Here is a 10,322-nt window from a genome sequence, read left to right on the forward strand (position 1 = left end):
CAAGGGGTTCTATTTTGAAAAACAACCATTTCAAGGCGGAAACTCAATGAAATGGTCCAATTTTCTATGTTGATTTTTTATTTAGGACAGGATTGTTTGTTAATTAAAAAAAAAGTGTAATTTTGAGGCTCAATCGAAAGGGGTGCTTCTTTTTTTAAGAGGCTGAGATTATAATGAACCTGGGCGGGTAATGCTGCTAAGGGAAATGGTCTTCACCAAATTACATACGCGCATAAATTTTAAAAGTGTAATATGGCTCCTTTCATAATATTTTATATAAATTATGAAAAGGTCGATTTTTTTATTGTCAATGTTTGGTGCATCAATTTTATATGCACAAGAAAAAGATTCTATCCAAAAGGAAGAAATCAATCTACAAGAAGTCTCTATTACAGAGAAATTACCAATAACAGTTGAAAAAGTAACAGGAAAAATTCTACAAAAAAAGAATTTAGGACAAGATGTTCCTACGTTATTAAATTCTGCAACATCAGTTTCTATAACATCCGATACAGGATCAGGAATTGGTTATTCTTCGTTAAAAATCAGAGGTCTTAATGAGCAATCTATTAATGTAACACTAAATGGTGTTCCATTAAATAATGCAGAATCGCAAGGTGTTTTTTGGGTTAATATGCCCGATTTGGCATCGTCTACAAATTCTATGTTAATACAACGTGGTGTAGGAACTTCGTCTAACGGAATGGCGTCTTTTGGTGCAAGTGTAAATATTGCGTCACAAGATCCGTCTACAATTCCTTTTGCAGAAGCCAATGTTTCTTTCGGAAATTTTAAAACGCAAAAATATACAGTTCAGGCTGGTATGGGTAAAATACTTGATGATAAATTGAGTGTAGACGCTCGTTTTTCTAAGATTGATTCTGATGGATATATTCATAGATCTTGGGCAGATTTGATTTCGTATGATGTAACGGCATTATATGAATTGAGTGATAAAACCAAGTTTAGATTTCAGAATATGTTTGGAAAAGAACAAACTTATCAAGCATGGAATGGAATTAATCAAAAAACGTTAGATACCAATCGGAGATATAATCCGTCAGGAGAAATTAAAAATGATGATGGCGAAGTAATTGGTTTCTATAAAAATCAAACCGATAATTATCAACAAAATCATTATTTTTTGTCTTGGTTACAAGATTTTGGTAACAATTGGAAATCTAATTTTACGCTTCATTACACAAAAGGTAAAGGTTATTACGAGAGCTATAAAAATAAAGCTAGTTTAAAAGACTATAAATTAGAATCTTTAGGCGATAAACGCACAGATTTAGTAAAACAAGAATGGTTAGAAAATGATTTTTATGGATTTAATTTAGAAGTAGAAAATCAAAAACTAAATGATTTCAGCGTGTTTTTTGGTTTATCTGCAAATGAATATGATGGTGATCATTACGGAAATGTGATTTGGATGAAAGAGTACAATTGGACAAATAAATCGTACAAATATTATAACAATCGTTCTTTAAAAAAGCAAATTGCAGCTTATGCTAAAGTGTTATATAAACTAAATAAATTCGAGTTATTTGGAGATTTACAGTACCGTTATGTAGATTATGACGCGAAATATTTGCCAAATGGAGAAAATATAAAAGAAGATTTCAGACCATTTTCGGATACATTTAATTTTGTGAATCCTAAAGCTGGCGTAAATTTTAAAATCAATCCAACAAATATCTTTTACGCTTCTTACGGAATTTCGCATCGCGAACCTTTGCGTGTAGATTATGAGAATAATGGATTGAAACCGAAAGAAGAATTTTTGCAAGATTATGAATTAGGGTACAAAAAATCGGGACGTTTTTCGATGAGCGCGAATTTATATTATATGGATTATCGCAATCAGTTAGTTCCGACGGGAAGATTGAATGATGTTGGAACTCCGATTAGAGAAAATTCGGGAAGCAGTTACAGAAGCGGAGTAGAGTTTGATGCGAATTATAAAATTATTCCGAATAGATTAAATGTTTTTGGAAACATCACTTTTAGCCAGAATAAACATAAAAATTACCAAGAAGAAGTTTGGGACGAAGCTGGGAATTCTTCAATCAAATCGTTTGGTAAAACAAAAATAGCGTTATCACCAGATGTAATTTCTGCTTTTGGTTTTGAGGTTTTTCCAATCAAAAATGTGCTAATTAATTTGACGAATAAATATGTTGGCGAACAATATTTATCGAATACCGAGCCTGCTGATGGTAAGTTGAGCAGTTATTTGGTTTCGGATGTGTTAATCCAATACAAGCCAACTGTAAAAGGAATTAAAAATTTACAATTTTCATTTTTGATTAATAATTTATTTGATGTCGAATACGAATCAAATGGATTTTATTATGAAGGCGCAAATTATTATCCGCAAGCTGGTCTTAATATTTTGGGAGGAGTTGGAATAAGATTTTAAAACAATAAATAATCAATAAAAAAACCGCATAATTGCGGTTTTTTTATTCTTCTAAAAATTCTAATGGAATTTGCCAAAGTTGTTCTTTATTTTTTTCTCTAAAAAAATCTAAATGACCAATTTTATCCAAACCATATTCTTTCGGAATAATATTTAGTCGTTTTTTCTTGGCATTTTTCAGAACCAATTCTGCAAATAAATCTACAGATTTTGGTGTTGCCATAAAATCATCATCCAAACTAATAATCAAAATTGGTTGTGTAATTTCATCATAAAGATTTTGAGTTTCGTTGGCATAACCTAAAATCGAAGCTTCTTTCAAAATAAGTTTTCGCTAATCACTTGCAATTCCATTCGGTATTGGTTCGCCCATTCCAACTTTTTGAGATGGAAAATAACCGTAGAAAGTAGATAAAATTGGAATTGCTGCTCTAAAGAAGAAAATAACTTTTGGTTTATCTTTTTGATGAAAATTTTTGATATAACCATATTGCGAACCAATTGTCACAATTTTACTATAAACTTTATAAGCTCTCGTCAAACCAATCATAATTCCACCAATGCTATGACCGATTAAAAATTTTTCGTGATTCGGATAAAATTCTTCCGTGTATTGCGTAATCGCCATAAAATCTTTGTCGGCCCAATCAATAAAATACGCACTAAAATTCTTTAATTTTGGTGGTTTAGATTCTCCAATTCCTCTATAATCGTATGTAAAAACCAAATAACCTTTGTTGGCTAAATAAGTAGCATATTTTGCATAAAAAACTTGTTTTACACCAATTGCAGAAGAAATTACAATAATTTTATTGGTTGCATTTTGTTCTCCAAATGCGGTTGCGGTAATTGTGTATCCATCCGAAGTTTTTACCGGAAAAGTTTTCATGTATTGTTGTTTTGAATGATAAAGTTAAATTATTTTTTAGAGATTTTAGAGGAGATTCTCTACAATAATTCTAAAAATTATGAATGGATTAATTTCTCAGTTTTAGATTAATTATTGCTCAATAGTTATTATTTTTCTAATAAATCATTCAAAATTTTTACTTTTACAGCTCTATTTATAAAAATCGAATGAAAAATATTTTTAAGTTATTTTTTTTAACAATCAGTATTCTGACAATTTTTTCGTGTAAAGAAGATGATTCGTTTGCAATTTCTCAAGATCAATTGTTGAGAGCACACAAATGGCAATTAAAAGAAATTCGTATTGCGGTAAATAATGTAACAACTGTAGATAAATTGGTAGATTGCGAGCGTCAATCGACATTAGATTTTACAGATATAGAACGATTTTATTCTGTTGCGTACAAAACTGTAGATAATAATTGTGTGCAGACGCAAACAGACGGAACTTATGTTTACAATGCAGCAAATAAAAAGCGCGAATTGCAACTAAAAATGGCTGATGATACGGTAAAAACATATTATATGAATCAGTTAGATCCGTATTATTTGATTTTACAAGACACAATAAAAGTAGAAACAGACGAAGCTGGACAAACAACAACTACGCTTCAATTAAATGTTTATCAACCGGTAAAATAATTTACTCAGTTGAGTAATAGATAGGAAATTCGTACGTGAAATTGATAGGTTGATTGGTTTCTTTTTCTCGAATTGGAATAAAAAATATTTTATATTGCTGAAAATCTTGTTGAATATTTTGAAGAATAGTCAACGCTAATTTGGCAAATGCTTCGTTATTTGTATCCGAATAACTTAATTGACTCATTTCTCCTTTTGCCGTAATTATAAATTTTAAATTTGCGCGTCCTTGCGGCACATTTTTATAATTACGAACCACATCATACATATATTCGGAGAACAATGCCGGAAAATTTTTTGATTTACAAATGGTTTTCATGCCTCTACCTTTTGGGTTTTCGCAACCCGTAAAAGCAGATTTCTGCGCAAAAATTAGACTACAGAAAAATAGTGCGATTAGAAATGTGTACGTTTTCATGCTCTAGATTTAATTCTAAATTATTATTCAAACATTTTTCGAGTGATAAAATCTTTCTCCAAGCTCCAAGCGCGGGCTGGCGAAAACTCTCGACCATAATATATAATCTGAATGTGAAGTTTATTCCATAAATCTTTCGGAAATAATTTCTTCGCATCTTTTTCGGTTTCTTCTACATTTTTACCTTTTGTCAATTTCCATAATTTCATCAAACGATGAATGTGTGTGTCAACGGGAAATGCAGGATGACCAAACCATTGCGACATCACAACCGAAGCCGTTTTGTGTCCAACGCCAGGTAATTCTTCCAGTTCTTCAAAACCTTCGGGAACTTCTCCGTTGTATTTTTCGACTAATATTTCGGATAATCTTTTGATGTTTTTTGCCTTTGTGTTAGACAAACCAATTTGTCTGATATAATGTTTTATTTCATCCACTTCCAATAACATCATTGCTTTTGCATTGGCTGCTTTTGCAAACAATTCGGGCGTTACTTCGTTAACTTTTTTATCAGTCGTTTGGGCAGATAATAAAACAGCTATTAGTAAGGTAAATGCATCTTGATGATCTAACGGAATTGGCGGAACAGGATATAATTTTTCTAATTCATCCATTACAAATAGCACACGTTCTTTCTTTAACATCATAAGAATTAAAACTTTTTTGTAAATGTATCATTTTTATCTTGAATAATTTTGTAGCGTCTTATTTTGGCGTTTTAGTATTTTATATTTGTAATGAAAAATAAAGTATTAATCATTTAATACGTGATGATTCGAGATATATTCTTTATTTTTACGAGAAGTTCTAATAAAAAATCAAGATGTTAAAAGTAGGAGATAAAGTCCCAGATTTTAAAGGAGTTGATCAAGATGATAACGTTATTTCTTACCAAGATTATGCAGGTAAAAAGTTGGTTGTTTTCTTCTATCCAAAAGCAAGTACGCCTGGTTGCACAGCAGAAGCATGCGATTTGCGCGATAACGAAAATGCATTAAAAGCACAAGGTTATCATGTGATAGGAGTAAGCGCAGATTCTGTAAAAAGACAAAAGAATTTTGCAGAGAAAAACAGCTTGCCATTTCCGTTAATTGCAGATGAAAACCACGATGTTTTAAATGCATTTGGTGTTTGGGGACCGAAGAAATTTATGGGTAGAGAATTTGATGGTATTCATCGTACAACCTTTATCATTGACGAAAACGGAATAATTACAGATGTAATTGAAAAAGTAAAAACAAAAGAACACGCTAACCAAATTTTAGAAAAATAAAAAATAATATAATGAGCGATTTAGACAATAAAAAGAAAGCACTTCAGCTTATTCTTGATAAAATGGACAAAGCTTACGGTAAAGGAACTGTAATGCGTATGGGAGATTCTGCGATTGATGATAAAATTGAAGTTATTCCGTCGGGATCTTTAGGATTAGATATCGCTTTAGGTATTGGAGGATATCCACGTGGTCGTGTAATCGAGATTTATGGACCAGAATCTTCGGGTAAAACAACATTAACATTACACGCTATTGCAGAAGCGCAAAAAGCTGGTGGTATTGCTGCTTTTATTGATGCTGAACATGCATTTGACCGTAGTTATGCTGCAAAATTAGGAATTGATGTAGAAAACTTAATTATTTCTCAACCAGATAATGGTGAACAAGCCTTAGAAATTGCAGATAATTTAATTCGTTCTGGTGCTATCGATATTATTGTAATTGATTCTGTTGCTGCTTTAACTCCAAAAGCTGAGATTGAAGGAGAAATGGGAGATTCTCGTATGGGATTGCAAGCGCGTTTAATGTCTCAAGCATTACGTAAATTGACTGGTACAATTAATAAAACAAAATGTACAGCGATTTTTATTAACCAATTACGTGAAAAAATTGGTGTAATGTTCGGTAATCCAGAAACAACAACTGGAGGTAATGCCTTAAAATTTTATGCTTCTGTACGTTTAGATATTCGTCGTTCAACTCAAATTAAAAATGGTGACGAAGTTATCGGAAACCATTCTAAAGTAAAAGTTGTTAAAAACAAAGTTGCGCCACCTTTCCGTCAAGCAGAATTTGATATTATGTATGGAGAAGGAATTTCTAAAGTTGGTGAAATTTTAGATATGGGTGTAGAGAAAGGTATTGTAAACAAAGCTGGTTCTTGGTATTCGTACAACGATAGCAAATTAGGGCAAGGTCGTGATGCTGTAAAAGAAGTATTGAAAGATAATCCTGAATTGGCAGAAGAAATTGAAGCTAAAATTATCGCTTTAATCAAAGGAGTGCCTGCTGATGGAAAACCATCTGTTGATAATCCTGCTGATGAAGAAGCATTATTTGAAGAAAAATAATTCGAAAAGAATTTAATATAAATAAAAAAGCTCCGAGATTTCTCGGAGCTTTTTTTATATCTTTAAAATAATTAACTATAATAATATGTTGAAATATAGTCTTTTAGTTTTTGTATTTTTGTTTGTAAGTTCTTGCTATACTCCAAAGTATACTTTACATGATAATTTAAAATATTCTGAAAAAAATCATATAAATAAAAATTCTACTTTTGTTTTAACAAAAAATAATTTTCCTTTTTATGTAGAAAAATTTAATACTAAAGTAGATACTGATTTTAAATCTATTCTTGGAGATAAGCTAATTTTAAAACAAAATTATTTAAATTTAGATACAACTATTTTAATAGATAAATTTTTAGATGATAAAGAGTTAAAACTTATAAAAGAAGAATCAAAATCAGATTATTTAATTGTTCTTAAAACGATTTTAAAACCATCTTTTACTGAAAGTAGTTCAAATAATATGCCTAATGTCAAAAGAGAATATCATATTATTTTAGAATTGTATGATTTAACCAATTATAAAAGAATTTATACAAAAGAAAGTATTTCGGTTTTAGACTTTACACATGAAGGTATATCAGTTTCTAAGACAAAAGAAAGTCAATTAAACAAAACATTTGAATTATTAATAAATGATTTTAAAAAATATGTTAACAACAAAGGATAAATCAAATTAATTTATCCTTTATATTTTATTTATAAATTACTCCAACAAATAATTTACTTTATACCCAAACATACCACGTTCTTTTATTATTGCGGCAACACCTTCGGGACATTCGGTTTCCCAGCCTTCTTCGGCGTTTGCAATTTTTTCGAGAATACGTCTTGAATATGAATCTAAATAACTGTGATTGTAATTTAAAATATCTTGAATTCTACCATTGTATAAGAAATATTTGTACAATTCGTGTACGCTATCACTTACTTGTAAATTTTTAGACGTTAATAAAATGTCTTTTACTTTATCTAAATACGGATACAGATAAATTTTTACATCTTTCTTAAACAATTTTCCAAAAGCTTCCATAATTCCACCAGGTAAATCGGCGTAATATTGTTCGTTAAAAATTTCGACCAAATTATTTACACCCATTGCTAAACCAATTTTGGTTTGATTTCGTGTAAATTGAGAAAAATAATCAACCAATTTATAATATTCAGAAAAATTAGAAATAATTACATTGTAACCTAAATTTCCAATAATATCTGCTCTGTCCAAGAAATCACGTTCATCTAATTCGCCCTCAATACTCGAAGCAATTAGGTTAGAAAGTGTAATTTCAAATAAAATCTCAGTATTATCTGTTCGTACATTATCTTCTTGTTTAAAAATGTCTAAACCACCTTTAAACATGTCCATATTAACATTCATAAATGGACGAAAAGAACCGCGAATAGCAAATATATTTTTCTTGTAAAGTAAATCTGCGGGTAAAATATTTTTCCCTTGCGGATTGAAAACTGCAACATCAGTCATTCCGTTTCTAACCAATTGTAAAGACATCAAACGATTGTCGACGTATTTAAATTGAGGTCCACGAAAGTTAATCATATCAATTTCTAACTGATCTTTGTCTAGCGTATCATATAAAGATTTAATTAATCGACGCGGATTATCGTAATAATAATACGCACCATAAATTAAATTTACACCTAAAACACCTAAAGTTTCTTGTTGTAAATGTGCCGAATTTTCTTTGAATTTGACATGAAAAATAATTTCGTTTGCTTTTTCATCCTCTGCATTCAATTTAAAACGAAGCCCAATCCAGCCTTGTCCTTCATTCTTTTTGGCATAATCTATTGTTGTAACAGTGTTGGCGTATGTAAAAAATGCTTTTTCTTTGTAATGATCGTGTACAAGACGCTCCTTCATCAATTCCATCTCATGATCCAACATTTTCTTTAAACGCGCTTGGGTCACATAACGTCTATTTTCTTCGATTCCGTAAATAGAGTCAGACATTTCTTTGTCATATGCACTCATTGCTTTTGCAACAGTACCCGACGCGGCACCAGCACGATAAAAAAAACGAACGGTCTCTTGACCTGCACCAATTTCTGCAAAAGAACCGTAAATTTTCGGATTCAAATTGACTTCTAAAGCTTTTTGTTTAGGAGTAAGAACTTGTTCTAATGCCATAAGTATATTTCAAATAGTTTGTGGTAAATTTACAAATCATTATGGCTAAATCAAATATAAAAATACATTTTTTAGGTACGGGGACATCGCAAGGTATTCCTATTATTGGAAGTGATGATCCTGTTTGTCTGTCAACTAATACAAAAGATAAGCGTTTGCGATCGTCCTTATTATTAGAGAAAGATAATAAAGTTATAACAATAGATTGTGGTCCAGATTTTAGACAACAAATGTTACGCTATAATGCAAAACAGTTGGACGGAATAGTTTTTTCGCACGAACACAATGATCATGTATTAGGTTTGGATGATATTCGTCCGTTGGTTTTTAAATCTGGCGAAGATTTAAATGTTTATGGTTTGAAACGTGTTTTAGACGAATTACACAATCGTTTTCCGTATATGTTTTCCGAACATAAATATCCTGGCGTACCAACTGTTATAGAGAATCATGTAGAAGAAGATAAGTTTTTGGTTGCAGGATTTCATATTCAACCCATCAAAATAATGCACGGACCATTGCCTATTTTAGGTTATTTGATTGATGATAAAATTGCGTATTTGACAGATGTAAAAACAATTCCGGAAGAATCTTTAGCCAAACTAAAAGGTGTAGAAATTTTAATCATAAGTGCATTAAGAATAGAGAATGAGCATTTTTCGCATATTTTACTGGACGAAGCAATTCGATATGCAGATTTGATAGGTGCAAAGCAGACTTATTTTACGCATATTTCGCATCATTTGGGTTTTCATGATGAAATTGAGAAATATTTGCCAATAGATAAACATTTGGCTTACGATATGTTAGAAATAATTGTGTAAAAACATTTCGAAACATTTGGAGAAATAAACAAACTAACATTATATTTGCAGTCACAATGCTCGGATGGCGGAATTGGTAGACGCGCACGACTCAAACTCGTGTTCCTCCGGAGTGTGGGTTCGATTCCCACTCCGAGTACTGAAAAATCCCTTAAGTAACTATACTTAAGGGATTTATTTTTTTGTGGGTGGCTAAAAGGGTGGCTAAAATTAATTTTAAAGTTTTTTGACTAATTCATCTATATAATTCATACTGCTTACATTCTTTTCTAAATAAACTTACTTAACTATTGACCGATGATGGAAAGAATCTATCTCTGACAATTAAATAATTTCTTTATTTTTGGCTGAATTGGATATTCGTTTAAAACGGTATAATGCGGCTTGTAGCTGAGTTTTAAAAACATTATCATTTATCTAAAACGGTACTATTTAAAATTCAATTAGTTAACACAAATAAAAAAGGTGTATAATATTAATTATATTTAGTAGAAAAATTTATTAGTATGAAACAAATCAATAGCGTCCTAAACGTTTAAAAAAAGTTCAAAAAAAGAGGGTTGAATTTTGTATCTCAAATTATCTTTGAGTTGCAAAACAAAAACTCACCCT

General features: G+C 30.8%; 11 protein-coding genes and 1 tRNA gene. 7 read left to right on the top strand and 5 right to left on the bottom strand.

What is annotated here, in order from left to right:
• Positions 1–283: 283 nt before the first annotated feature.
• Entirely contained in the window at positions 284–2,422 is a 2,139-nt protein-coding gene (locus BM072_RS15025) for a TonB-dependent receptor (RefSeq protein ID WP_092910590.1), read from the top strand.
• A 43-nt stretch (positions 2,423–2,465) separates the two neighbouring features.
• Here BM072_RS15025 and BM072_RS15030 read toward each other — a convergent pair whose 3' ends face one another.
• A complete protein-coding gene (locus BM072_RS15030; RefSeq protein WP_092910593.1) occupies positions 2,466–2,744 on the bottom strand; it encodes a hypothetical protein in 279 nt (92 codons plus the stop codon).
• A 12-nt stretch (positions 2,745–2,756) separates the two neighbouring features.
• On the bottom strand, positions 2,757–3,311 hold the full coding sequence (locus BM072_RS15035; RefSeq protein ID WP_092910596.1) for an alpha/beta hydrolase family protein: 555 nt from the start codon (positions 3,309–3,311) through the stop codon (positions 2,757–2,759).
• Between the two features lie 188 nt (positions 3,312–3,499).
• Here BM072_RS15035 and BM072_RS15040 point away from each other — a divergent pair, with 188 nt between their 5' ends.
• Positions 3,500–3,973 carry a lipocalin family protein gene (locus tag BM072_RS15040; RefSeq protein WP_092910599.1) on the top strand — a complete coding sequence of 158 codons (474 nt, stop codon included), beginning with the start codon at positions 3,500–3,502 and terminating at the stop codon, positions 3,971–3,973.
• Between the two features lies 1 nt (position 3,974).
• Here the strand turns inward: BM072_RS15040 and BM072_RS15045 are convergent, their stop codons facing one another.
• Positions 3,975–4,391: a hypothetical protein gene (locus BM072_RS15045; RefSeq protein ID WP_092910602.1), complete on the bottom strand. Its 417-nt coding sequence runs from the start codon at positions 4,389–4,391 to the stop codon at positions 3,975–3,977.
• Positions 4,392–4,414: 23 nt separating this feature from the next.
• Entirely contained in the window at positions 4,415–5,035 is a 621-nt protein-coding gene (gene nth / locus BM072_RS15050) for an endonuclease III (protein ID WP_092910622.1), read from the bottom strand.
• 173 nt (positions 5,036–5,208) lie between these two features.
• Between nth and bcp the strand changes: the two genes are divergently transcribed.
• From bcp to BM072_RS15065, 3 genes are all read left to right on the top strand, one after another.
• Complete coding sequence (gene bcp, locus BM072_RS15055) at positions 5,209–5,664, top strand: thioredoxin-dependent thiol peroxidase (protein WP_092910605.1); 456 nt, start codon at positions 5,209–5,211, stop codon at positions 5,662–5,664.
• Positions 5,665–5,675: 11 nt separating this feature from the next.
• The gene (gene recA, locus BM072_RS15060) at positions 5,676–6,737 is read left to right on the top strand and encodes a recombinase RecA (protein WP_092910608.1); all 1,062 of its coding nucleotides are present in this window, start codon (positions 5,676–5,678) and stop codon (positions 6,735–6,737) included.
• 85 nt (positions 6,738–6,822) lie between these two features.
• Positions 6,823–7,407, top strand: a complete 585-nt coding sequence (locus BM072_RS15065; RefSeq protein ID WP_092910611.1) for a hypothetical protein — start codon at positions 6,823–6,825, stop codon at positions 7,405–7,407.
• Positions 7,408–7,443: 36 nt separating this feature from the next.
• On the opposite strand, the gene BM072_RS15070 is transcribed toward BM072_RS15065, so the two are convergent.
• Positions 7,444–8,886, bottom strand: coding sequence for a nicotinate-nucleotide adenylyltransferase (locus BM072_RS15070; RefSeq protein ID WP_092910615.1), 1,443 nt, complete (start codon positions 8,884–8,886; stop codon positions 7,444–7,446).
• A 41-nt stretch (positions 8,887–8,927) separates the two neighbouring features.
• Here BM072_RS15070 and BM072_RS15075 point away from each other — a divergent pair, with 41 nt between their 5' ends.
• Both BM072_RS15075 and BM072_RS15080 read left to right on the top strand, forming a co-directional pair.
• Complete coding sequence (locus BM072_RS15075) at positions 8,928–9,710, top strand: MBL fold metallo-hydrolase (RefSeq protein WP_092910618.1); 783 nt, start codon at positions 8,928–8,930, stop codon at positions 9,708–9,710.
• Positions 9,711–9,768: 58 nt separating this feature from the next.
• Positions 9,769–9,849, top strand: a tRNA-Leu gene (locus tag BM072_RS15080).
• The last annotated feature ends 473 nt before the right edge of the window (positions 9,850–10,322 follow it).

Origin of the sequence: Algoriella xinjiangensis, assembly GCF_900115015.1 — a bacterium.
Lineage (GTDB): Bacteria > Bacteroidota > Bacteroidia > Flavobacteriales > Weeksellaceae > Empedobacter > Empedobacter xinjiangensis.

What these genes read in the sequence shown, in the direction of transcription:
- BM072_RS15025 (WP_092910590.1), top strand. Translation starts at nt 284, where the DNA reads ATGAAAAGGTCGATTTTTTTATTGTCAATGTTTGGTGCATCAATTTTA.
- BM072_RS15035 (WP_092910596.1), bottom strand. Translation starts at nt 3,311, where the DNA reads ATGAAAACTTTTCCGGTAAAAACTTCGGATGGATACACAATTACCGCA.
- BM072_RS15040 (WP_092910599.1), top strand. Translation starts at nt 3,500, where the DNA reads ATGAAAAATATTTTTAAGTTATTTTTTTTAACAATCAGTATTCTGACA.
- BM072_RS15045 (WP_092910602.1), bottom strand. Translation starts at nt 4,391, where the DNA reads ATGAAAACGTACACATTTCTAATCGCACTATTTTTCTGTAGTCTAATT.
- nth (WP_092910622.1), bottom strand. Translation starts at nt 5,035, where the DNA reads ATGTTAAAGAAAGAACGTGTGCTATTTGTAATGGATGAATTAGAAAAA.
- recA (WP_092910608.1), top strand. Translation starts at nt 5,676, where the DNA reads ATGAGCGATTTAGACAATAAAAAGAAAGCACTTCAGCTTATTCTTGAT.
- BM072_RS15065 (WP_092910611.1), top strand. Translation starts at nt 6,823, where the DNA reads ATGTTGAAATATAGTCTTTTAGTTTTTGTATTTTTGTTTGTAAGTTCT.
- BM072_RS15070 (WP_092910615.1), bottom strand. Translation starts at nt 8,886, where the DNA reads ATGGCATTAGAACAAGTTCTTACTCCTAAACAAAAAGCTTTAGAAGTC.
- BM072_RS15075 (WP_092910618.1), top strand. Translation starts at nt 8,928, where the DNA reads ATGGCTAAATCAAATATAAAAATACATTTTTTAGGTACGGGGACATCG.